Source organism: Kribbella sp. NPDC050241, assembly GCF_044459685.1.
In the GTDB taxonomy this organism is placed as follows: Bacteria; Actinomycetota; Actinomycetes; order Propionibacteriales; family Kribbellaceae; genus Kribbella.
In genome coordinates, this window is record NZ_JBITJE010000016.1 from 57,341 (window position 1) to 77,660 (window position 20,320).

The 20,320-nt window shown below is 68.7% G+C and carries 26 protein-coding genes; 13 read left to right on the top strand and 13 right to left on the bottom strand.

The genetic code is table 11. The features are described 5' to 3' along the window. The first annotated feature begins 30 nt into the window (after positions 1-30). Positions 31-444: a DUF4267 domain-containing protein gene (locus ACIBG5_RS40270; RefSeq protein ID WP_396397264.1), complete on the top strand. Its 414-nt coding sequence runs from the start codon at positions 31-33 to the stop codon at positions 442-444. Here ACIBG5_RS40270 and ACIBG5_RS40275 read toward each other — a convergent pair. Beyond that, a complete protein-coding gene (locus ACIBG5_RS40275) occupies positions 420-1,184 on the bottom strand; it encodes a GNAT family N-acetyltransferase (RefSeq protein WP_396397266.1) in 765 nt (254 codons plus the stop codon). The two genes, ACIBG5_RS40270 and ACIBG5_RS40275, sit on opposite strands and share 25 nt — an antisense overlap. Before the next feature lie 111 nt (positions 1,185-1,295). Continuing rightward, positions 1,296-1,700, bottom strand: coding sequence for an NUDIX hydrolase (locus tag ACIBG5_RS40280; protein ID WP_396397267.1), 405 nt, complete (start codon positions 1,698-1,700; stop codon positions 1,296-1,298). A gap of 152 nt (positions 1,701-1,852) precedes the next feature. Here ACIBG5_RS40280 and ACIBG5_RS40285 point away from each other — a divergent pair, with 152 nt between their 5' ends. From ACIBG5_RS40285 to ACIBG5_RS40315, 7 genes are all read left to right on the top strand, one after another. Next, entirely contained in the window at positions 1,853-2,734 is an 882-nt protein-coding gene (locus ACIBG5_RS40285; RefSeq protein WP_396397268.1) for a PHP domain-containing protein, read from the top strand. Continuing rightward, on the top strand, positions 2,731-3,348 hold the full coding sequence (locus ACIBG5_RS40290; RefSeq protein ID WP_396397269.1) for a MarC family protein: 618 nt from the start codon (positions 2,731-2,733) through the stop codon (positions 3,346-3,348). The genes ACIBG5_RS40285 and ACIBG5_RS40290 overlap by 4 nt, the downstream gene beginning before the upstream one ends. Before the next feature lie 10 nt (positions 3,349-3,358). Beyond that, complete coding sequence (locus ACIBG5_RS40295; RefSeq protein ID WP_396397385.1) at positions 3,359-4,246, top strand: RecB family exonuclease; 888 nt, start codon at positions 3,359-3,361, stop codon at positions 4,244-4,246. A 114-nt stretch (positions 4,247-4,360) separates the two neighbouring features. Next, the gene (locus tag ACIBG5_RS40300; protein ID WP_396397270.1) at positions 4,361-5,200 is read left to right on the top strand and encodes an alpha/beta fold hydrolase; all 840 of its coding nucleotides are present in this window, start codon (positions 4,361-4,363) and stop codon (positions 5,198-5,200) included. Positions 5,201-5,422: 222 nt separating this feature from the next. Next, positions 5,423-6,268: an ABC transporter permease gene (locus tag ACIBG5_RS40305; protein ID WP_396397272.1), complete on the top strand. Its 846-nt coding sequence runs from the start codon at positions 5,423-5,425 to the stop codon at positions 6,266-6,268. Beyond that, positions 6,261-7,076 (top strand): ABC transporter permease, encoded by an 816-nt coding sequence (locus ACIBG5_RS40310; protein WP_396397273.1) that lies wholly within the window; start codon positions 6,261-6,263, stop codon positions 7,074-7,076. The genes ACIBG5_RS40305 and ACIBG5_RS40310 overlap by 8 nt, the downstream gene beginning before the upstream one ends. 3 nt (positions 7,077-7,079) lie before the next feature. Continuing rightward, positions 7,080-8,033, top strand: coding sequence for an ATP-binding cassette domain-containing protein (locus ACIBG5_RS40315; RefSeq protein WP_396397274.1), 954 nt, complete (start codon positions 7,080-7,082; stop codon positions 8,031-8,033). Here the strand turns inward: ACIBG5_RS40315 and ACIBG5_RS40320 are convergent, their stop codons facing one another. Both ACIBG5_RS40320 and ACIBG5_RS40325 read right to left on the bottom strand, forming a co-directional pair. After that, positions 8,034-8,345 carry a hypothetical protein gene (locus ACIBG5_RS40320; RefSeq protein ID WP_396397275.1) on the bottom strand — a complete coding sequence of 104 codons (312 nt, stop codon included), beginning with the start codon at positions 8,343-8,345 and terminating at the stop codon, positions 8,034-8,036. Continuing rightward, complete coding sequence (locus ACIBG5_RS40325) at positions 8,342-9,139, bottom strand: hypothetical protein (RefSeq protein WP_396397277.1); 798 nt, start codon at positions 9,137-9,139, stop codon at positions 8,342-8,344. Before ACIBG5_RS40325 ends, ACIBG5_RS40320 begins: the two co-directional genes overlap by 4 nt. Positions 9,140-9,333: 194 nt before the next feature. On the opposite strand from ACIBG5_RS40325, the gene ACIBG5_RS40330 reads away from it, so the two are divergent. Continuing rightward, positions 9,334-9,840 carry an RNA polymerase sigma factor gene (locus tag ACIBG5_RS40330; RefSeq protein WP_396397279.1) on the top strand — a complete coding sequence of 169 codons (507 nt, stop codon included), beginning with the start codon at positions 9,334-9,336 and terminating at the stop codon, positions 9,838-9,840. Further along, on the top strand, positions 9,837-10,928 hold the full coding sequence (locus tag ACIBG5_RS40335; protein WP_396397281.1) for a hypothetical protein: 1,092 nt from the start codon (positions 9,837-9,839) through the stop codon (positions 10,926-10,928). The genes ACIBG5_RS40330 and ACIBG5_RS40335 overlap by 4 nt, the downstream gene beginning before the upstream one ends. A 6-nt stretch (positions 10,929-10,934) precedes the next feature. Here ACIBG5_RS40335 and ACIBG5_RS40340 read toward each other — a convergent pair whose 3' ends face one another. Further along, complete coding sequence (locus ACIBG5_RS40340; RefSeq protein ID WP_396397282.1) at positions 10,935-11,804, bottom strand: alpha/beta fold hydrolase; 870 nt, start codon at positions 11,802-11,804, stop codon at positions 10,935-10,937. 39 nt (positions 11,805-11,843) lie between these two features. On the opposite strand from ACIBG5_RS40340, the gene ACIBG5_RS40345 reads away from it, so the two are divergent. Further along, positions 11,844-12,593 (top strand): ParA family protein, encoded by a 750-nt coding sequence (locus ACIBG5_RS40345; RefSeq protein ID WP_396397284.1) that lies wholly within the window; start codon positions 11,844-11,846, stop codon positions 12,591-12,593. Between the two features lies 1 nt (position 12,594). On the opposite strand, the gene ACIBG5_RS40350 is transcribed toward ACIBG5_RS40345, so the two are convergent. Together ACIBG5_RS40350 and ACIBG5_RS40355 are read right to left on the bottom strand one after the other, a co-directional pair. Beyond that, positions 12,595-13,524 carry a DUF4349 domain-containing protein gene (locus ACIBG5_RS40350; protein ID WP_396397285.1) on the bottom strand — a complete coding sequence of 310 codons (930 nt, stop codon included), beginning with the start codon at positions 13,522-13,524 and terminating at the stop codon, positions 12,595-12,597. 102 nt (positions 13,525-13,626) lie between these two features. Continuing rightward, positions 13,627-15,144 carry a DEAD/DEAH box helicase gene (locus ACIBG5_RS40355; protein ID WP_396397286.1) on the bottom strand — a complete coding sequence of 506 codons (1,518 nt, stop codon included), beginning with the start codon at positions 15,142-15,144 and terminating at the stop codon, positions 13,627-13,629. 319 nt (positions 15,145-15,463) lie between these two features. Here ACIBG5_RS40355 and ACIBG5_RS40360 point away from each other — a divergent pair, with 319 nt between their 5' ends. Beyond that, positions 15,464-16,144 (top strand): ferritin-like fold-containing protein, encoded by a 681-nt coding sequence (locus ACIBG5_RS40360; RefSeq protein WP_131358941.1) that lies wholly within the window; start codon positions 15,464-15,466, stop codon positions 16,142-16,144. Between the two features lie 198 nt (positions 16,145-16,342). Here ACIBG5_RS40360 and ACIBG5_RS40365 read toward each other — a convergent pair whose 3' ends face one another. The 6 genes from ACIBG5_RS40365 to ACIBG5_RS40390 form a co-directional block, all read right to left on the bottom strand. Further along, positions 16,343-16,621, bottom strand: a complete 279-nt coding sequence (locus tag ACIBG5_RS40365; RefSeq protein WP_396397288.1) for a GlsB/YeaQ/YmgE family stress response membrane protein — start codon at positions 16,619-16,621, stop codon at positions 16,343-16,345. Positions 16,622-16,766: 145 nt separating this feature from the next. Then, complete coding sequence (locus ACIBG5_RS40370) at positions 16,767-16,994, bottom strand: DUF3107 domain-containing protein (RefSeq protein ID WP_360451142.1); 228 nt, start codon at positions 16,992-16,994, stop codon at positions 16,767-16,769. Positions 16,995-17,124: 130 nt separating this feature from the next. Further along, entirely contained in the window at positions 17,125-17,754 is a 630-nt protein-coding gene (locus tag ACIBG5_RS40375; RefSeq protein WP_360451145.1) for a TetR/AcrR family transcriptional regulator, read from the bottom strand. A gap of 126 nt (positions 17,755-17,880) precedes the next feature. Further along, on the bottom strand, positions 17,881-18,087 hold the full coding sequence (locus tag ACIBG5_RS40380) for a hypothetical protein (protein ID WP_396397290.1): 207 nt from the start codon (positions 18,085-18,087) through the stop codon (positions 17,881-17,883). Positions 18,088-18,119: 32 nt separating this feature from the next. Beyond that, positions 18,120-19,055, bottom strand: a complete 936-nt coding sequence (gene ligD / locus ACIBG5_RS40385) for a non-homologous end-joining DNA ligase (protein ID WP_396397291.1) — start codon at positions 19,053-19,055, stop codon at positions 18,120-18,122. A gap of 45 nt (positions 19,056-19,100) precedes the next feature. Further along, positions 19,101-19,247, bottom strand: a complete 147-nt coding sequence (locus ACIBG5_RS40390; RefSeq protein WP_396397292.1) for a hypothetical protein — start codon at positions 19,245-19,247, stop codon at positions 19,101-19,103. Between the two features lie 41 nt (positions 19,248-19,288). On the opposite strand from ACIBG5_RS40390, the gene ACIBG5_RS40395 reads away from it, so the two are divergent. Then, positions 19,289-20,203, top strand: a complete 915-nt coding sequence (locus ACIBG5_RS40395; RefSeq protein ID WP_396397293.1) for an alpha/beta fold hydrolase — start codon at positions 19,289-19,291, stop codon at positions 20,201-20,203. Positions 20,204-20,320: the final 117 nt, after the last annotated feature.

Sequence of the window (20,320 nt, forward strand, 5' to 3'; positions counted from 1 at the left end):
TAGCGCTGCTAGGTCATCAAGGAGTCAGTCATGCGTCGTTTCGTCACCGTGCTCACCGTCCTGCTCGGTCTGTTCCCGATCTCGTTCGGCCTGCGGTTCCTGTTCGACGGGCACGGAGCCGCCGCCGGTTTCGGCATCGATCCCTGGCCGACCGGCACCGCGGCCGGCTACTTCGCCGTGAAGGGGATCCGCGACATCGTCTGCGGCCTGAACATCCTGGTCCTGTTCGCCCTCGGCCAGCGCCGTGCCACCGGCATCGTGATGGCACTCGCCACACTCATCCCGGTCACGGACATGATCGTCGTACTCACCCACGACGGCTCGGTCGCCACCGCGCTCGGCGTCCACGGCCTGACCGCAGTTGTGGTCCTCGTCGACGCCTGGCTGCTGCTGCGCCAGCGCCAGACTGTCGCGGCCGCTCAGCCGGTCGGGGCCCATTCGTAGAGATCGATCGTGCAGTACTCGCGAAACCCGAGCCCGGCGTACACAGACCGCCCGGCCGGCGACGACCCCAGTACGCCGTACTCCGCAACGCCGGCGGCCTCGCGGAGGGCGGCATACGTGATCGCCGCACCGATCCCGCGCCGTCGCGCCTCGGGGACCGTCATCACGAAGTACACCCCGGCGACGCCGGCGCCGAGGAAGATCGTGGTCGTCGCGATCGGCTCACCGTCGAGCCGTCCGAGGTAGTGACGCCACGGATCCCCGTACCCGAGCTTCCGGTAGACCTCGGCGACCCACCGAGCCTCCTTCACACCCTCCCCGAATCCACGCCCGAGCGTCGCCTCCCAGGTCGCGAGCTCCTCGTCGTCCCGTACGCGCGTAATCTCCAGCCCTGGTACGACGGCCGGCGTACGCAACTCGTCCAGCCGCACCGCCATCCCGGGCTCACTCCCGCCGAACGTGAACCCGCCCGCGACCAACCGCTCAGCCAGACCGTCCGACCGCATCGCCGGCCCGACATGCCAGCTCCCCGGTACGCCGTGATTCCTCAACTCAGCAAGGGATTCCGCGATCACCTGCTCGCCGGCCGCCCCAACCTCCGCGTTGTGGTAATCGATCGGCGACCCGCCGATCGTCCACCGTGCTGCGGCGTCGTCGCGCTGCACACCACCCCCGGCGGCCCCCATCGCCATCAGCAGTTCGGCCGCGTTCTCCTCGATCGCCCGCACCACGTTCTCCACGGGGACAGTCTGGCCGATCACCCGAACGCAGCGCGATTGCTTTGCACCCAATCGCGGAAGGTCCCGGCCGGGCGCCCGAGCACCCGCTCGACATCAGTCACCACCTGCTGATCAGCCGGGCAGGGCGTTCCACTGTTCCAACGTGGAAACGAGCAGGGTTGTGGTCGACAGGGCGAGGAACTCGGTACGGCTGACGAACTTCGCGTCGGTCGCGTCGTCACCGGGAGTGAGCGTGCCGCCCACCGCGGTCGCTGCGTAGTCGCGGATCACGTAGAGCCGGCCTTTCGGGCCGTCGCGTTCGACCTCGCCGACCATGGCCCCGACCTGCACGGTCAGGCCGGTTTCCTCGGCGACCTCGCGCGCCACTGCCGCCGGATCGTTCTCGCCGGGCTCGACTCGCCCGCCGGGGATGGACCACAGCCCGCGGCCGGGTTCGTTGGCCCGGCGTACCACGAGCAGCCGGCGCTGCTCGTCGTACACGAGAGCACCCACACAGTCGACCCGCTCGGCATCCATGCCACGGCAGGATAGTGCTCGCCTGGGGACAACTGACAGGTCCGGCGTGTGAACGCGGCTAGCATCTGCGGTGACAGATGTCCTGATCACGGACATGACCACCGACATGATCACGGACATGGTCACGGACACCGAAGGGATCCTCACCGCTCGTGCGCATCGATCTGCACACCCATTCGAACCGCTCGGACGGCACCGATCCGGTGGACGTCCTGATCGCGCACGCGCAGCAGGCCGGCCTCGATGTGATCGCGCTCACCGATCACGACACCGCCGACGGGTGGACCGACGGCCGCCGGGCCGCGGAGGAGCTGGAGATCGGGTTCGTGCCGGGGATCGAGATCTCCTGCAAGCTTCGCGGTATCAGCGTCCACCTGCTCGGCTACCTTCTCGACCCGTCCCAGCCTGAGCTCGCCGAGGAGCTGCGGATCGTCCGTGACGGCCGCACCGACCGGATCCCGTCGATCGTGGCCCGGCTGAACAGCATCGGCGTGTCGCTGACCGTCGACGAGGTGCTGGCCCAGGCCACCGGTACGCCGTCCGTCGGGCGGCCGCACGTGGCCGACGCGCTGGTCGCCAACGGCACGGTCGCTAACCGGGGCGAGGCGTTCGACCGGTATCTCGCCGACGGCCGGGCCGGTCATGTCTCGCACTATGCGATCGAACCTGGTCGCGCGATCGACCTGGTCCGCGCGGCCGGCGGCGTACCGGTGATCGCGCACCCGTGGGGCCGGTCCAGCTACAAGGTGATGACCCAGGACGCCATCGCCGCGCTCGTCGCGGACCACGGCCTGGCCGGGATCGAGGTCGACCACCAGGACCACTCGGCCGAATCCCGGGCCGCGCTGCATCGGATCGCCGACGAGCTCGGCATCATCGCCACCGGCTCCAGCGACCACCACGGCGTGGGCAAGATCGACCACGAGCTGGGGGTGAACTCGACCGAGCCCGAGCAGTTCGAGCGGCTGCTCGAGGTCGCCAAGGCGAACGCGGCCGCCACCGACGCTCAGGTGCCCGAGGCCTACCTGCCGTGAACAGTGTCATCAACCTCGGGCTGCTGAGCGAGGTCGTGGTCACGCTGTTCGTGATCATGGATCCGCCCGGCACCGTGCCGGTGTTCATCTCGCTCACCGCGGGCCAATCTCGCGCGGTCCGGAAGAAGGCCGCCTGGCAGGCGGTGCTGGTCGCATTCGGCGTGATCGTGGTGTTCGCGGCCTTCGGGCAGCAGATCCTGCACCACCTCGGCATCACGCTGCCTGCCCTGCAGGCCGCCGGCGGTCTGCTGCTTCTGCTGATCGCGCTGCAATTGCTGACCGACACTGCCGAGGACCCGGTCCAGACCAAGAACGTCAACATCGCGTTCGTCCCGCTGGGTACGCCGTTGCTGGCCGGGCCGGGTGCGATCGTCGCGACCATGGTGTTCGTGCAGCGGGCGAACGGCGCACTCCCGGACGTGATGGCGATCTCTGTCGGCATCATCCTGATCCACGTGGTGATGTGGCTGACGCTGCGATTCTCCGGGATCATCATGCGGTTGCTGGGGGAGAACGGCGTACTCCTCGTCACCCGGATCGCCGGCCTGCTCCTGAGTGCGATCGCCGTACAGCTGGTGGCCGATGCCGTCACCGACTTCATCAAGGCGGGCTGATGTGAGCGACATGCTGCCCGGGATGCCGACGCGGCTGTTCGTCGCGACGCCGACCAAGCTGCTCACGTTCACGGACTGCAAGCGGAAGTACCGGTACACGTATCTGGAGACGCCGCGGCCGCCGAAGGGACCACCGTGGGCGCACAACACGGTCGGGGCCATCGTGCATGAGGTGCTCGCCGACTTCTTCGGTCGCTGGCCGGCCGCCCGCCGTACGCCGGACGAGGTGGTCGCGAAGATGCGGTCGAGCTGGCGGAGCGAGGGCTTCCGGGACGACCAGCAGTCGCTGGACTGGCGCGAGCGGTCGACCGAGATGGTGCTCGGGTATCTGCGCGACTCGGATCCGTACTTCCAACCGCGCGGGGTGGAGCGCACCGTCGCCTTCACCACCGAGCGGGCGTCGCTGCGCGGGCGCGTCGACCGGATCGACGAGCGCCCGAGGCGGGACGGCAGCGGCGGGACCGAGCTGGCGATCGTCGACTACAAGACCGGCCGGCGTCCGCTGACACCGGTGGATGCGCGGTCGTCGTTGGCGATGGCGCTGTATGTACTCGGCGCGCGGCGGGTCCTGCACAAGCCGTGCACGCGGGTCGAGCTCCACCACCTGCCGACGAACACGGTGGCTGCGGCCGAGCACGACGACGCGTCGCTCGCCCGCCACCAGCGCCGGGCGGAGTCGATCGCGGATGATGCGGCCGCCGCCGAGGTCCGCTGGCGTGAAGGGCTGACCCCCGCCGAAGCCGACGAGGCGTTCCCACCTGAGCCGTCACCCCTGTGCGGCTGGTGCGACTTCGTCCGCATCTGCCCCGAAGGTCGCCGCGCCGCCCCACCCCGCGACTCCTGGGCGGGCCTCGACGACACGTCTCCGATCCCGTCCACGGACGAGTCCCTCAGCTGACGCCCTCTGACTGGCGGACGCCGTCTGAAGTTGGCTGAGGGCGCCGTACCAGCGGCATGTGCGCGGGGTGCCAGCGAGGGAGGCGAAAGTGGAGGCACGAGAGAGGGGTGCCTGATGGGTGCGAAGACCGTGAACAAGCTGGCGGTACCGGGGGCGACGCTGCACTACGAGGTGACGGGGGCCGGGCCGGTGCTGCTGCTGATCGCCGGGGGCGGGACGGATGCGGGGGTGTTCGACGGCATGGTCGGGCAGCTCGCGGCCGACTACACCGTGGTGGCGTACGACCCGCGCGGCAACTCGCGCAGCCCGTACGACGGTCAACCGGTCGACGAGTGCGTCGACCAGTCGGCCGAGGACGCGCTGGCGTTGATCGACGCGGTCGCCGGCGACGAACCGGCGTTCGTCTTCGGCAGCAGCTCCGGCGCGATCACCGGACTCGAGCTGATCACCCGCCACCCGGACCGGGTTCGGATGCTGGTCGCGCACGAACCGCCGTGCGTCGAGGTGCTGCCGGACGTCGAGGACGCGCGCGCGTTCTTCGAGGACGTGCACGATACCCACAAGACCGACGGGGTCGCGGCGGCCGACGTGCTTTTCCTGATGGGCACCGGGATGGACGACGACGCGATGCCGCCGCTGGAGGACCTGCTGCCGGAGTACCGCGAGCTGGCCGAGCGGATGCAAGCCAACGCGGGCACCTTCTACCAGCACAAACTGCTGCCGTTCACCCGCTACCAGCCGGACCTGGACGCGCTGAAGACCGTCGCCGACCGAATCGTCCCGGCCGCCGGCCTACAGTCGATCGAACTCCTCCCCGGCCGCCCGATCCAACTGATCGCACAACACCTCGGCTGGCCCGTCGTGACCTTCCCCGGCGGCCACGCCGGCTACTCGAGCCACCCGGCCCCGTTCGCCACCCTCCTGAACCGAGTCCTCGAGGCCGAAATCAGCTGATCCCTCCCAGTCCCGGTCCGGGCGAGGTCTGAGGGGTCCCCGCCCGGACCGGTAGTCCTACGCAGAGCACCCATCGTGGGAGCACCACCGAAGAATCCGGTTGACGGCTGCCTGGAGTGCGGCGTACTGTCCGATCCTTGCCTTGAAAACGGTGTGGTTCAGCCATGCCTGTCACAGTGGTGTCCGAACCCCCCGGTCCTGTCGGATTCGGGGTAGTTCTGCGTGCCGCTGGATCCGGACACCACCTCGAAGTTCGGAGAGGAGGTTGCCTTGGGCGTCTATTGGGCGATCGGCGTACGGTCGTTCCGGCGCTTCTCGACGTACCGGATCGCGACCGCGTCCGGCGCGTTCACCAATACCGTGTTCGGGTTCATCCTGTGCGGTATCTACCTGACCTTGTGGCACGAGCGGCCGGGGCTCGGCGGGTACGACGTCGCCGATGCGCTGACGTTCGTGTGGTTGCAGCAGGGGCTGCTGATGCCGATCGGGATCTTCGGTGCCACCACCACGGTCGAGCTCGGCGAGCGTGTCCGCACCGGTGAGATCGCCGTCGACCTGTACCGGCCGACGCATCTGTTGCTGTGGTGGCTGTCCGTCGACCTCGGGCGCGCGATGTTCCAGCTGCTGGTCCGCGGTGGTGCGCCGCTGGTGGTCGGTGCGCTGGTGTTCGACCTGAAGTTCCCGAGCGACCCGATCACGTGGCTCGCCGTCGCGGTCGGGCTGGTGCTGGGGATCCTGGTGAGCTTCACCATCCGCTACCTGGTCGCGTTGTCCGGGTTCTGGATCACCGATACGCGCGGCATGGAACAGCTCGCGTTGTTGTTGTCGTGCTTCTTCTCCGGGACGATCCTGCCGCTGGTCGTGTTCCCCGGCTGGCTCGGCGAGTTCGCGCGGGCGACGCCGTGGGCCGCGACGCTGCAGGTGCCGATCGACATCTGGCTCGGCCGCAACCCCGGCGGGATCGCCTCGGCGCTGATGTTCCAGCTCGGGTGGCTCCTGGTGCTGCTGCTGGCCGGGCAGCTCACCACGTCGGTGGCGACCCGGAAGGTGGTGATCCAGGGTGGTTGAGCGACTCCGCCGGGCACCCGCGCAGTACTGGATGCTCGTCGTGATGTGGATCCGGTCGTCGCTGGCCTATCCGGCGTCGTTCGTGCTGATGCTGTTCAGTTCGATGCTGCTCACTGTGACCGACTTCGTCGCGATCGTGCTGATGTTCAGCCACATCGACACGTTCGGCGGGTTCACCATCGGGGAGATGGCGTTGCTCTACGCAACGGCCTCGATGACGCTCGGGATAGCCGACTTGTTCACCGGATCGATCGAGCGCGTCGGCGAGCGGATCCGTACCGGGTCGCTCGACGTCTACCTGATCCGGCCCATGCCGGCGTTCCTGCAGACCGCCGCGGACGGGTTCGCGCTGCGCCGGATCGGCCGGCCGCTGCAGGCCGGCCTCGTGCTTGCATTTGCCCTCAGCAACGTTCACGTCGATTGGACGGCGGCCAGGATCGTCGTGCTGGTGCTGTCTGTGATCACCGGCTCGATCATCTTCGCGGCGATCTTCGTGCTCGGCGCCGCGTTCCAGTTCCTCGCGATCGACTCCGCCGAGCTGGCCAACTCGTTCACGTACGGCGGTCAGACGCTGACGCAGTACCCGTTGTCGGTCTTCGGCAAGGAGATCGTCTGGGCCGTCACGTTCCTCGTACCGCTTGCCTTCGTCAACTACTACCCGGTGCTGTTCGTGCTGGGTAAGCCGGCCCCGCTGGGCCTGCCGTCATGGATCGGTCTGCTGTCTCCGCTGGTCGCCGTCGCGATGGTCGCGCTGGCGTCACTGGCGTGGCGGGGCGGTCTCCGTCGTTACCGCAGTACAGGGAGCTGAGCAGTGGCAGTCATCGAGTTGTCGAACGTATCCCGCACCTTCACCGTCACGTCGCGGAACGGATTTCGCCGTACCCGGCGGGAAGTGCGCGCCGTGGACGGGATGTCGTTCACCGTCGAACCAGGTGAGGTGATGGGCTACATCGGGCCGAACGGCGCTGGGAAGTCCACAACGATCAAGATGCTGACCGGCATCCTGGTCCCGAGCAGCGGCACGATCCGCGTCGCCGGGGTGGACCCGTCCCGCCACCGGCTCAAGCTGGCCAAGCGGATCGGCGTCGTCTTCGGGCAGCGCACCACGCTGTGGTGGGACCTGCCGCTGAAGGACTCGTTCGCCGTACTGCAGAAGATGTACGACGTTCCAATCGCGAGGCACCGCGAGAACCTCGCGACGTTCGTCGAACTGCTGGATCTCGGCGAACTGCTCGACGTACCTGTTCGTCAACTGTCGCTGGGTCAACGGATGCGCGGCGACATCGCGGCCGCGTTGCTGCACGACCCGGAGATCGTCTACCTCGACGAGCCGACGATCGGGCTGGACGTGATCAGCAAGGCTCGGCTGCGCGAGTTCCTTGCCCAGGTCAACGCGGAACGCCGTACCACCGTCATCCTCACCACCCACGACCTCGACGACATCGAAGCCCTGTGCAGCCGTGTCATGGTCATCGATCACGGCCACCAGATCTACGACGGCACCCTGACCGGCCTCCGCGCCAGCCAGTCGGCCCCGCGCACCCTGGTCGTGGACCTGGCCACCTCCCTCCCACCCATCGAGATCCACGGCGCCACCGTCGTCAAGGTCGACGGCCCCCGCCAGCACCTCACCTTCCCCACCACCACCAGCGCCGCCCCACTGCTATCCCAAATAGCCGCCAACTACCCCCTCGTAGACCTCTCCGTAGCCGAACCCACCATCGAATCCGTCATAACCCAGCTCTACACCCCCACCCACCACTGATCAGGGGTTGTGCCCGGCGGCCATCGAGAGGACGTCCGAGGGGTCCTGGGGGTCTGGGTCGGAGCGCCACTTCTGCAGGGCAGTGGCATGGTCCGTCTCGTCGAGGGTGCCGATGCCGTCCTGGATCAGACGGCGAGCCTCAGCCGGACCGATGTCCTCGTAGGTGAACCACCGCTCCGCGTAGAAGTCGTTGCGCAGGGCATTGTTCGCATGGAACTTGCCGGTATTGGCGACGTACGAATACATCGTCTCGTGCGCCAGCGCGGCGACCCACACCTGCCGCCCCTCTTCCTTCACCAGATAGAGCTTCATCGTGTGATCCCGTCGTTCCTGTCTAGTGTCCTGGATTGCGCCACAGGTAGCTCGTGGTCCGGCACCGGACCCGCCTGATACCGCGGAGGTTGCCGGGAGTCACTGTAGTTATTGACTGCGACCTTTCGTCCGCCGAGCCGTGTCAGCCCGCCGATCCCGGCCGGAGGCTGAAGTGTGGCTGACAGATCGACGCACTGCTGTCGCGCGGCGGTCCGCTCTACGAGCGTGGCCGTCTCGCTGCGATCGATCTCGTACCAGCGCGTCGTTGCCTCCTTGACCTTCACCGACGCAGCCGAATGGAACTGCACCTCGACACGCGGACCGCGCGGTGGTGCGAGGTATGCGTGGATGCCTTTGTACCGGGAGCCTTCGGTGTACGAGTGCATCGCGTAGGTGACCTGCCAACCGCGGCGGTTGAGCTCGTCAACAGTCTGTCGGGCCGCCCGGACCAGCTCCTCGGGCGTCCGAGTCAGCGCGGTGTATCGCAGCACGTCATCTATCGGGAAGCGACGGTCGACCTCCTCCCAAAGCTGGATCTTCCGGGCGAGGGACTCCGGCGACTTGACGCGCCGACTCAGTCGGTACGGCGCTGCCGACGCGGGCAGCGAGTCCAGGAAGTCCGCGGTCACCTGAGGCTCGATCGCCGTCACCTCGGCGAGCAGCCGCATGCTCTTCTCCGCTGCGGGCCGGCCGTGCATCCTGGCCATGTCGGCCACTGACACCAGGCTCTGGCCCCAATCGAGCTCACCGTGCGCAGCGAAGGCTCGGTGCAACTCGGACGGCTCGGATGGCATCTGATCTCCCCAGGTCGTGGTTCTTCGACCGTAGTGACCGGGGGAGCGGCTGTGGGGTGGGTTTCGTGAATTGTGGATAACTCGGGGAGGTTACGAAGTGGGGTGGGGTGTGACTTGGGGGTGGTGGGGTCGTTGAACTGCGGGTAGGGACCCAACCGGAAGTGGGATTCGGGGGTAGACAGGGTATGCCGACGATGACGGATGAGCCTGCTGTGGTGGTGGGTCCGCCGGCGGACGGGGCTGGGTTCGTCGAGTGGGTGCGCCCGCATCTGCCCGCGATGGCCCGGCTGGCGGGGCGGCTCGCGGTGGGGGCCGACCGGGACGACATCGTGCAGGACGCACTGGCGCGGGCGTGGGCGAAGCGGAGTCAGTACGACGCGAGCCGGGGTACGCCGTCGGCGTGGCTGCTCGCGATCACCGCGGACCAGGCCCGGAAGGCGGCGCGGCGGTTGCGGCCGGCCGGGGAGTTCGACGAGCACGATCGGCCGGTGTCGCGGCCGGACCTGGATGCCCGGGTGGACGTGGACCACGCGCTCACCTCGTTGTCGGCAAGACAGCGCCTCGCAGTGGACTGCTACTACTTCGTCGACCTGTCGATCGCCGACACGGCCGCGGTGATGGGCTGCTCCGAAGGCACCGTCAAGTCCACCCTGTCCGATGCGCGGTCCCGCCTGCGCGCCCTGCTGGAGGTCAGCGAATGAACCCGACCGACGAGGTCGACGACCTGCTGACGCGGGCCGGTGCGCGGTGGCGCGCGGACCAGCCGTCGGCCCCCGAACCAGACTTGGAGCATATTCTCGGCGGTCGCCGCCCTCCCCGTCGCTGGGTACCGGCGCTGGCCGCCGCCAGCGTCGCCGCGATCGCCGCCGCCGCGCTCACCGTCCTCCCGGACGGCGGCCAGGACCCGGCCGCCGTCCCACCCGCAACTGGTGACACCCAGCAAGCCTTTGCCCAAGGCAACCAGGCGTCCACTCCGATGCCAGGTGCCACCCAACCGGATCCGGTGAACGACAAGCTGCTGGTCCGCGCCGGTGACAAGGTCCAGGCCGGCGGCGAGGTGATCGCCGTACAAGGTCAGGAGCCTGTGTTCTGCCCGTCGCACCCGACGGATCTGGTGGGTTATCCGCCCGGTCAGGAGCCCGCTCCCAGCTGCCCGGCCACCATCGCCGTCAAGCTCAAAGGTGTCGACCTCGACCGGCTCGGCGACGCGCGGACGGTCAAGAACGTACGCCAGGGGACCGCGACCCTGATCGGGGTCTGGGGCAACCGATCCATCGACGTCCAGGAGCAGAAGGCGTTCGTCGCACCGCCCGCACCGCAGATCCCGCCGCTGCCGTGCAAGGCCCCGCAGGGCGGCTGGGTGTCGAAGCCCAACAACCTCAATGCGCCCACGGTCCTGGCCTTCCTCGACGCGCACAGCTCCCAGATCTCTGAGCCGCTCATCCAGTACCCGGCCGGTCACGGCCGGAGCAAGCCGGTCGTCGTGCAGGTCGGCGTCGCGCACGGGGATCTGGAGGCGTTCCGGACCTCCCTGGACAAGGTGTTCGACGGCAACCTCTGCGTGTCCAGGGCCCTGCTCAGCCGCGGCGACGTCAACCGCATCTACCAGACCCTGACCAACCTCACGGCAAAGCAGGAGCTCGGCATCCAGACCGCGTCCGCGTCGTCTCCGGGCGGTGGCCGCGCCGAGGTCGAGGTCCTGGTCTACACCGAGGCAGTGAAGACCGCGCTCACGCCGGTCGGCCTCAACCTGCTGACAGTCAAGCCCGCGGTGCAACCCGTCGAGTGACCGGCGTCAGTCGATGAAGGTCTGGTCGTGGAAGAAGTCGACCAGGAGCCGGGCCGTCGCGGCGGGCTGCTCGATGGCCGGGGAGTGGCCGGCGTCGGGGATGATCTGGGCCTGAATGCCGAGCCGCTCCGCCACGTCGGCCTGGACCGTGATCGGCCAGCCGTCGTCGGAGGCGCCGTACGCGATCTGCGTGCGGACGCCGGACTTGGCCAGCCGGTCGGTCTTGTCGTCGGCGTCCATCAGGCGGCGAGTGATCTCGGCGAGGCCGGCCGGGTTGTTGCTGGTGAACCGCTTGCGGAGGAACGCCGCGATCTCATCCGGCGGCGTCACGTACCCGGGCACCAAGCTGTCGTGCTCCAGCTTCAGGTCGTACACCTGCTCGATCGGCAGGTTATCCAGCCCGAACGCGAGCATCTGCAGGCCCTGCACCTTCGACTCGTCCGTGAACGCCGCAGGACCCGAGCACAGCAGCGTGATGGTCGAGAACACCGACGGATCGGTCAGCACGGCCTCCCGCGCAACCAGTCCGCCGAACGAATGCCCGACCAACTGGCTGTACCCGCCGAGCGCCTTGCTCATCGCGACCGCATCGGCGCCGAATTCCTCCAGCGTGTACGCCGACCGCTCGGTGGGCCCGGGGGTCTCGTACTGACCACGCTGGTCGACCGCCACCGTGCGCCATCCGTACCGGCACAGGTGGTCGACCAGCGGAGTGAAGTCCTCCTTGCTGCCGGTCCACCCTGGTACGAGCAGCACAGTGCCGAGCGGCGTACCGTACCTCGGCACTGCCATGAGCGTGGCGAAGGAACCCCGGTCGGTGTCGAGGGTCGCGGGGTGGACCCCGTCGGGCAGCGTCAACGTGCGCGGCGTACTCACAAGTCAAGAGGGTAGTCGCCGGTACGGCACAATGGCCGGGTGCCTCGCACCATGGCTGTTGCCAACCAGAAAGGCGGCGTGGCCAAGACGACCACCGTCGCGACGCTCGGCGCTGCCCTGACGGAGCTGGGTCAACGGGTGCTGCTCGTGGATCTGGACCCGCAGGCGTGCCTGACGTTCTCGGTCGGGATCGACCCCGAGGACCTGGACACGTCGATCTACCAGGTGCTGCTCGGCGGCGTGAGAGCGCGGGACGTGTTGGTCAAGCTCGGGGACGGAGCGGACCTGCTGCCCGCCACGATCGAGCTGGCCACCGCGGAGGTCCGGATCGCGCAGGAGACCAGCCCGGAGCAGATGCTGCGGACCGCCTTGCGCCCACTGCGGGCGTCGTACGACTGGATCATTGTCGACTGCCCGCCGACCCTCGGGCTGCTGACCGTGAACGGGTTGTCGGCGGCGTCCGAGGTCCTGATTCCCTTGCAGTGCGAGACTCTGGCACATCGTGGCGTAGGGCAACTACTTGACACGATTCACGACGTACAGCGGTTGACCAACCCGGGCTTGCACGTGCTCGGCGTACTGCCGACGCTGTACGACGGCCGCACGACGCATGCCCGGGCGGTGCTGGAGACGATCGCGGACACGTACTCGCTGGACGTGCTGCAGCCGTCGATCCCGAAGTCGATCCGGTTCGCGGAGGCGCCGGCGATCGGGGAGACCGTGCTCAGCACCGCGCCGGCCTCGGCCGGTGCCAAGGCCTACCGGGCTCTGGCCGGCGCGCTGCTCTGACCTACTGCCCGCCGTCCGGAGTCTGCGGAAGGGCAGGCTGACGGCGCAGACGGTGCCGGTTCCGCCACAGCGGTACGCCGATCAGCGCGAACAGCACCACGAACGGGAGAACCGCGCCGAGTGCGGTCGCCAGTGCGGAGAAGGTCGCGACGAACGCGTTCCAGCCGCCCTTCAGTCCGGCCAGGAAGCCGCGATCCGGGTCCTCCGCGACGGGAGGCTTGCCCTTCTCGGTCAGGGTCAGCGTGAGCGTGGCGAGCTCGGTCTGGAGGGAGAGATTCTTCTGCTTGGCCAGCAGGGACTCCAGGTCGGCCTCACGCCGGGTCAGCTCGGTCTCGACCGAGACGATCTCGCCGATCGTGTTCGCCTTCGCGAGCAGGGTTCGCATCCGATCGAGGCTCGCGCGCTGGGAGTTGATGCGGCTCTCCACGTCGACCACCTGCTCGGTGACGTCGGCGGACTCCTGGTGGATCTGCACCCGCTTGCCGAGGTCGGACAGGCGCTGGATCGCGGTCTCGTACGACGCGGTAGGAACCTTGAGCACCAGGTTCGCCTGGGTGATCTTGCCGTCGGCATTGCTGCCGGTGTCCTCGGACGCGACCTGGCCACGCAGTGTGGTGACCACGGTGATCGCCTTCTGCCGTTGACCGTTCACGTCGTCGGCCTCGACCGTGAGCGAACCCGTCTTGATGATCGCCCGGGTCACGCTCGGCTGCGCCTGCGGCTGCCCCTGGGCCTTGGGCGCGACGTTGCTGGACTCGCCCTCCGCGACTTTGCCGCTGTCGCCCGCGGATGCGCCGCTGCCGCCATCCTGCCGCTGCGCGGGACCGGACACCCCTTCAGCGGTGCTTTCGTTGCTGTTGCCCCCGCAACCCGCCAGCAACACGACCCCCAGCGCCGCCATTCCGACCACGGCACCCCTGATCCGCCTCATCACCCAGCCCCTCTCTCGTGGTTTCCGTCCTAGGACGGTCCACGAGAGGCCGGGTGTTGCAGGCTGAGGTCACTGTTCAGCCACGGTCGGGCGACGGGCAGGTCACTCCGGAGCGGTGAACAGGGGGACGGTCGGGCTCGTGCCCGGCTCCGGCGCAGCCTTCTCGGCAGGCGCGGCGGCGGCAGGCTTGGGAGCGGCAGGCTCGGGAGCAGCCGTCTCAACGGCCTTCTCGGCAGGCTTCTCCGCGGTCTTGCGAGTGCGGGCCCGCTTGCGCGGCTTCCGCTCGGCCGGAGCCTCGGCGGCCTCCGTCGCGGATTCCGTGGGGGGTGGGACCTCGGTCTTGGTGGTGACGTCGGCGCCCTCTTCGAGCGGCTGCCCGGAACGAGTGCGCTTGCGGGTCCGGTTCCGCTTCCGGGCTGCCGGACGCTCGCCTTCCTCGGTGCGGTCCTCGCTGCGGCGCGGCTCCCGGGCCGGCTTCTCGTCGCGCTGCTCCTTGGCCGGCTTGATCCGGCCCTTCGCATCGGTCGGGATGCCCAGGTCGTGGTACAGCTCCGGCGACGTCGAGTAGATCTCCTGCGGCTCGTCGTACGGCAGGTCGAGCGCCTTGTTGATGGTCTTCCAGCGGGTCACGTCCGGCCAGTCGACGAACGTCACCGCGATACCGCTCGCACCCGCCCGGCCGGTCCGGCCGATCCGGTGGATGTAGGCCTTCTCGTCCTCGGGGCAGGTGTTGTTGATGACGTGCGTGACGCCCTCGACGTCGATGCCACGGGCCGCGACGTCGGTGCAGATCAGTACGTCGATCTTGTCGCCGCGGAACCGGGTCAGCGCCCGCTCGCGGGCCTGCTGGTTCAGGTCGCCGTGGATCGCGGCGGCCTTGAACCCGCGGTCCTGCAGGTCGTCGGTGAGGCGGGACGCCTCCCGCTTGGTCCGGCAGAAGATCATCACCCGGCCGCGGTCCTCGGCCTGCAGGATCCGCGCCACCACCTCGGGCTTGTCCAGGTCGTGCGCCCGGTAGACGAACTGCGCGGTCGTCGGCACCATCTCGGTGTCTTCGTGCGACTCGGCGCGGATGTTCAGCGGGTGCCGCATGTGGGTGCGGGCCAGCGCGATCACGGCCGACGGCATCGTTGCCGAGAACAACATCGTCTGCCGCAGCTCGGGAGTCTTGCGCAGAATGCGTTCCACATCGGGCAGGAAGCCGAGGTCGAGCATCTCGTCGGCCTCGTCGAGGACCAGGACCTTGATGTGGCCGAGGTCGAGCACGCCGCGGTTCGCCAGGTCCAGCAGGCGTCCCGGCGTACCGACGACGACGTCGACGCCCTTCTTCAGTGCGTCCAGCTGCGGCTCGTACGCGACTCCGCCGTAGATGGTCAGGACCCGCACCGTACGCACGGTGGACGCGGTCGTGAGGTCCTTGGCGACCTGGATGGTCAGCTCACGGGTCGGGGTGACGACCAGTGCCTGCGGCTTCCCGGGGGCGGCCAGTTCCTCGTAGTCGGCCTCGCCGGGGGAGATGGTGCGCTGCAGCAACGGAATGCCGAAACCCAGCGTCTTGCCGGTGCCGGTCCGGGCCTGACCGATCAGGTCAGTACCCATCAGGGCTACAGGGAGCGTCATTTCCTGGATCGGAAACGGCTCGACGATGTTGACGCGATCGAGCGCGTCACAGATCTCGGGTAAGACCCCGAGCTCTCGGAAGGTGGTCAGGCTGATCGCCTCTCAACATGCTTGATACGGACAGGTGCTCTGTGGCCGGGCGCCAGAGGTTTGTCAACCTCGTCTGTGAGGCGCGGGGACACTGTGCAAGCACCTCGCACCAGCTCGCCCATCTGGGCGCGTCACCGGCGAATCGCCCACCAGTGTAACCGCATGAGCTGTCAACGCCGCTTCGTGTGGTTTGCGCCACTCCCGCCGGTGGACAGATAGGGTGCCGGGCATGGAGCAGACGGCCTTTGATGATCCCGCCTACCGGGCCGCGGCGGTGGATCTGCTGGGAGTTCTCGCGTACGGCGAGCTGACCGCGTTCGAGCGGATCGCCGAGGACGCGAAACTGGCACCGACCCTGAACGACAAGGCGGAGCTGGCGGCGCTGGCGACGACCGAGTTCGGGCACTTCCGGCAGTTGCGGGACCGGCTGGTCGCGCTCGGCGTGGACCCGATGGAAGCGATGCGGCCGTTCGTGACGCCGCTGGACGCGTTCCACGACCACACCGCGCCGTCGGACTGGCTGGAGGGCCTGGTCAAGGCGTACGTCGGGGACGGTCTGGCCAACGACTTCTACCGCGAGATCGCGTCGTTCGTGGATGCGGAGACGCGGGCCCTGGTGCTTGAGGTGTTCGCCGACTCCGGGCAGGCCGAGTTCGTGGTGGACCGGGTCCGGGCCGCGATCGAGGAGGATCCGAAGCTGGGTGGCCGGCTGGCGCTGTGGGGCCGCCGGCTCGTCGGTGAGGCGCTCAGCCAGGCGCAGCGGATCGCCGCCGACCGGGACTCGCTGGCCGCACTGCTGGCCGGCAGCGTCGACCGGCCCGGACTGGACCTGGCCGCGATCGGCCGGATGTTCACCCGCCTCACCGAGGCGCACACCGCCCGCATGACCGCACTCGGCCTCCAGGCCTGACCCTCTGCCACCACCACCCTCTGCCGGCCCGCGTCGCCGTCGCCTCTGATGGGCTGACCCATCAGATGGTGGGTTGGCACGGCGCAGGCGGTTGGCGAACCCACCGTCTCGTGGGTCTACCCACGAGACGGTGGGCGAGGGTGGACGCAGAGCGGCCGCCTGCCCCGGGTCGGGGTGGCGGCCGCTGAGGTGAGGTCGTCAGGCTGAGGTTTTCGATCTGCTCTGGTAGCCGGCGATGGCGCCGACGACGATCACGGCGCAGATGATCTGGATCAGGTACTGCGTCCAGTCCAGGCCGGGGGTGTCCTTGACTCCGAAGGCTTTCGCGATCAGACCGCCGATGAAGGCGCCGATGCCGCCTCCCAGAATGGTCCAGCCGAGGCTGATGTTCTGCTTGCCGGGGAGCACCAGCCGGGCCAGCGGCCCGAAGATGATGCCCGCGATGAGACTGACGATGAGCATCCAGACCCAGTACACGGTTCCTCCTTATGAGGGATGGCTGACCCGCGCTCCGGCCTGGCGCCCCGTGCTACCAGACCACTGCAACGCAGGTCTTACTGCCATCGTGCCCCCTGGGTCGCAGTCCGCAACCGGGACACGCGCGACTGTGTCCGGACCGCGATCAGATCGCGCCGAACCCGACCTTGCGAATCGACACCTCGCCGATCTCGACGTACGCCAGCCGGTCGGCCGGGATGATCACCCGGCGGCCCTTGTCGTCGGTGAGCTGCAGCAGGTTGGCCTTGCCGCTGAGCGCCGCCGCTACCGCCTCCTGGACCTCGTCCGGGCTCTGCTCGCTCTCGAGCACCAACTCACGATTGGCGTGCTGTACGCCGATCTTGACCTCCACGAAACCCTCCGGGCACGATCCGACCGGCGGCTCTCGCCGGTGACGGTTCGAGCCTATCCGCTACCGACCGCCAGCTCTCACCCGTCCGCCCAGAGCAGAACCTTGGTACGTCGGACCGCGGCGGCGCAGGTCAGGAGTCGGTGCGGGGGAAACCGCGGATGCCGCGCCAGGCCAGTGAGGCGACCAGGTCGGCCGCCTGCTGCTGGGCCAGTGTCGGGTCGTCGGAGGCCAGCCAGTAGCGGGCACTGACCTGGGCCATGCCGACCAGGCTGACGGCCAGCACCATCGACTGTTCGCGGTTCAGGCCGGCGTCGGCGCTGATCACCTCGGACACCGCCTCGGCGCACGTGTGCGTGACCCGGTCGACCCGCTCCCGGACCGCTGTCTCGTTGGTCAGGTCCGACTCGAACACCAGCCGGAAGGCACCCTGCGCGTTCGCCACGTACTCGTAGAACGCGTGCATGGTGGCGGCCACTCGTAGCTTGTTGTCCTCGGTCGACTTCAGCGCGTCCCGGACGGAGGCGATGATCGCGTCGCAGGAGCTGTCCAGCAGGGCCAGGTACAGCTCGAGCTTGCCGGGGAAGTGCTGGTAGAGGACCGGCTTGGAGACGCCGGCGCGGTCAGCGATGTCGTCCATCGCGGCGGCGTGGTAGCCGTTCGCGACGAAGACCTCCTGCGCCGCCTCGAGCAGTTGCGCGCGGCGGGCCAGCCGCGGCAGGCGGCTGCCACGCTTCGGCGCGGTCTCGGGTGTCGTCGACACGTCGGCTCCTTCGATGGTGCGGCACCGGCGGCACGGGCTCGACCGCCGGGTCGTTCTCCGAATCCTACCCAGCAGTCCTCCCGGCCAGTAGCTTCCCCGCCGGTCTGCGTTCCATCGTGGTAGCGGTCACCGATAGTCGTCCTCGCCGGAGTCGCCCACCTCGCGGCGCTGCTCCTCCACGTCGACGGGGTCGGCCTCGCTGGGTACGTCGTCGTCCGGAGTGAAGTCGTCCACCTCGGTGGAGTCCTCCCGCTGCTCGAGGACATCGGCCTCCGGAGCGTCGTCGGGGACACCGCCGAAGCCGGGACCCTCGTATTCGGTCTCACTGGTCATGCGACTGCTCCTCCTCGCGCGGTGACGGACAGTTACGACGGGATCGACGGTAGCGGCCGCGGGTCGTCGTACAGGCCCTCGAGGACGTCGCCGTACTCCTCGATCCGGGCCAGTACCTCGTGCGGCAGGAAGCGGAGCTCCTCCGCGTCGGTTGCCGAGGCCACCTCGTCCCAGTCGATCGGGGTGGACACCCGCGGCTCTTCGGCTCCGCGCAGGGAGTACGGCGCCAGTGTGGTTTTGGCGCTGGCGTTCTGGCTCCAGTCGATGAAGACCTTGCCAGGACGCAGTGCCTTGGTCATGTTCGCGGTGACGTTCTCCGGGAGCGCCTCGGCCAGTTGCTCGGCCAGGAGCTTGGCGAAGGCGCTCGTACTCCGGGACGACGCCGGCTCGATCGGGACGTACAGATGCATGCCTTTGTTGCCGGACGTCTTCGGCCACCCCTCCAGCCCGTAGTGGCCCAGCAGTTCGCGCAGCGCCAGCGCCACGTCGCAGCACTCGACGATGCTCGCTCCCGGCCCCGGGTCGAGGTCGAACACGATCAGGTCGGCCTGCGGGTCCTTGCCCACGTCCGACAGACCGATCCGCCACTGTGGGATGTGCAGCTCGAGCGCGGCCAGGTTCGCCAGCCACACCACGGTCTGGATGTCGTCGGCGACCACGAAGTCCGCCTCGTCCCGGCCGGTCGAGCTGCCGGGCGTCGGCAGGGTCACTGTCCGCACCCAGGCCGGCGTACCGCGCGGTGCGTTCTTCTCGAAGAAGTACTGCGCCCCTGTGCCGTCGGGCCAGCGCTTGCGGGTGAGTGGACGGTCGGACAGGTGCGGGAGCAGCAGTTCGGCGACCTGGTGGTAGTAGTCGATCACCTCGGCCTTGGTGAAGCCGGTCTGCGGGTAGAGCACCTTGCCGAGGTTGGTGAGCTTCATCGTCTGCCCGTCGACCTCGGTCGTCAGTTGCTGCGGCGCGGCTGCCATGCCTCCCAGTCTCCACCTCTGCGGCGTCCTAACGGGCGAACCGCTCTACTGATTCAGGGAGCAGTCGGTGTGGGCCTCCGGGCCGGACGCGCTCCCGGACGCGACCTGCTCGCCGTCCAGCCAGATCTCGCACGAGATCTCACCGGTCTCCCCGTCGCGGCTGCTCGCACTCATCGTCAGGTACTGCGTCATGCGGGAGAGTCTCTCGGCTGAGGGGTCCTACCATGGGTCAGGTGGAGAGTTACGCGGGAGTAACCGGGGCTGAGGGCCCGCTGGAAGTACGGGAGTGGCCGACGCGGCAGGTGTCGGTCGGAGGCGCGGATCTGCTTGTGCGGGACGTGCCGGACACGGCGCCGGATCTGCCGCCCGCGCTGTTCGTGCACGGTCTGAACGGCTCCTCGCTGAACTGGACCGCTCTGGGCCTGATGCTCAACGACACCGTCCGCGGCGTCGCACCCGACCTCCCCGGCTTCGGACGTACGCCGCTGTCCGGCGCCGCCGGGATCTACGAGCAGGCCGACCTGATGATCGAGCTGGTGGAGCGTGAGTTCGACCGGCCGCTGCACCTGTTCGGGAACTCGATGGGTGGCGCGACGGCGGTCGCCATGGCCGGGCGGCGACCCGACCTGGTCGCGTCACTCACCCTGATCTCGCCCGCGCTCCCGCATCCGCGGATGTCGGCGAGCGCGCTGTGGTTCGCCGCGATCGCTACTCCCCGGCTGGGTTCCGCCGTACTGGAACGGACCCGGCGGTTGCCGTTCGACCGGCGGTTCGAGGCGTCGATGGCGCTGGTGTTCGGCGATCCGCGGTCGCTCGCGCCCGAGGTACGGGCGGCGTACGAGGCGGAACTGCGGCGGCGCGACGGGGACCCGTGGGTGCGGCAGGCAACGGTCGACGGCGCCCGGAGCATCCTGCGGTCGTCGGTGGCGATGCCGCGCCGGTCGCTGTGGGCGGACGCGGCGAAGCTGGACTGCCCGGTGCTGCTGATCTACGGCGGGAAGGACAGGCTGGTCGACGCGCGGATCCGGACCAAGGCCCAGCGCGCGTTCCGCAACGCCCGGCTGCTCTACCTGCCGAAGTCCGGCCACGTCGCGCAGATGGAGCACCCGGACCAGGTCGCCCGGGCGTTCCGCCAACTGATCGCCTGATCCTCAGCCGTCGAGCCTGGACGGGGTGCGGCGGATCGAGTCGAAGCTGTCGCAGGACTGAGACGCGGCTGAGCACCCGGTCAGGTCAACTTTCCTCTCGCCCACGAAGTCGGACCG

Bases quoted from the DNA above. Each gene is read 5' to 3' on its own strand.
- ACIBG5_RS40320 (WP_396397275.1), bottom strand. From the start codon at position 8,345: ATGAAGCTCTATCTGGTGAAGGAAGAGGGGCGGCAGGTGTGGGTCGCC.
- ACIBG5_RS40300 (WP_396397270.1), top strand. From the start codon at position 4,361: ATGGGTGCGAAGACCGTGAACAAGCTGGCGGTACCGGGGGCGACGCTG.
- ACIBG5_RS40390 (WP_396397292.1), bottom strand. From the start codon at position 19,247: ATGACGCAGTACCTGACGATGAGTGCGAGCAGCCGCGACGGGGAGACC.
- ACIBG5_RS40330 (WP_396397279.1), top strand. From the start codon at position 9,334: ATGACGGATGAGCCTGCTGTGGTGGTGGGTCCGCCGGCGGACGGGGCT.
- ACIBG5_RS40360 (WP_131358941.1), top strand. From the start codon at position 15,464: ATGGAGCAGACGGCCTTTGATGATCCCGCCTACCGGGCCGCGGCGGTG.
- ACIBG5_RS40325 (WP_396397277.1), bottom strand. From the start codon at position 9,139: ATGCCATCCGAGCCGTCCGAGTTGCACCGAGCCTTCGCTGCGCACGGT.
- ligD (WP_396397291.1), bottom strand. From the start codon at position 19,055: ATGGCAGCCGCGCCGCAGCAACTGACGACCGAGGTCGACGGGCAGACG.
- ACIBG5_RS40350 (WP_396397285.1), bottom strand. From the start codon at position 13,524: ATGAGGCGGATCAGGGGTGCCGTGGTCGGAATGGCGGCGCTGGGGGTC.
- ACIBG5_RS40335 (WP_396397281.1), top strand. From the start codon at position 9,837: ATGAACCCGACCGACGAGGTCGACGACCTGCTGACGCGGGCCGGTGCG.
- ACIBG5_RS40355 (WP_396397286.1), bottom strand. From the start codon at position 15,144: ATGACGCTCCCTGTAGCCCTGATGGGTACTGACCTGATCGGTCAGGCC.
- ACIBG5_RS40280 (WP_396397267.1), bottom strand. From the start codon at position 1,700: ATGGATGCCGAGCGGGTCGACTGTGTGGGTGCTCTCGTGTACGACGAG.
- ACIBG5_RS40270 (WP_396397264.1), top strand. From the start codon at position 31: ATGCGTCGTTTCGTCACCGTGCTCACCGTCCTGCTCGGTCTGTTCCCG.
- ACIBG5_RS40380 (WP_396397290.1), bottom strand. From the start codon at position 18,087: ATGACCAGTGAGACCGAATACGAGGGTCCCGGCTTCGGCGGTGTCCCC.
- ACIBG5_RS40295 (WP_396397385.1), top strand. From the start codon at position 3,359: ATGCTGCCCGGGATGCCGACGCGGCTGTTCGTCGCGACGCCGACCAAG.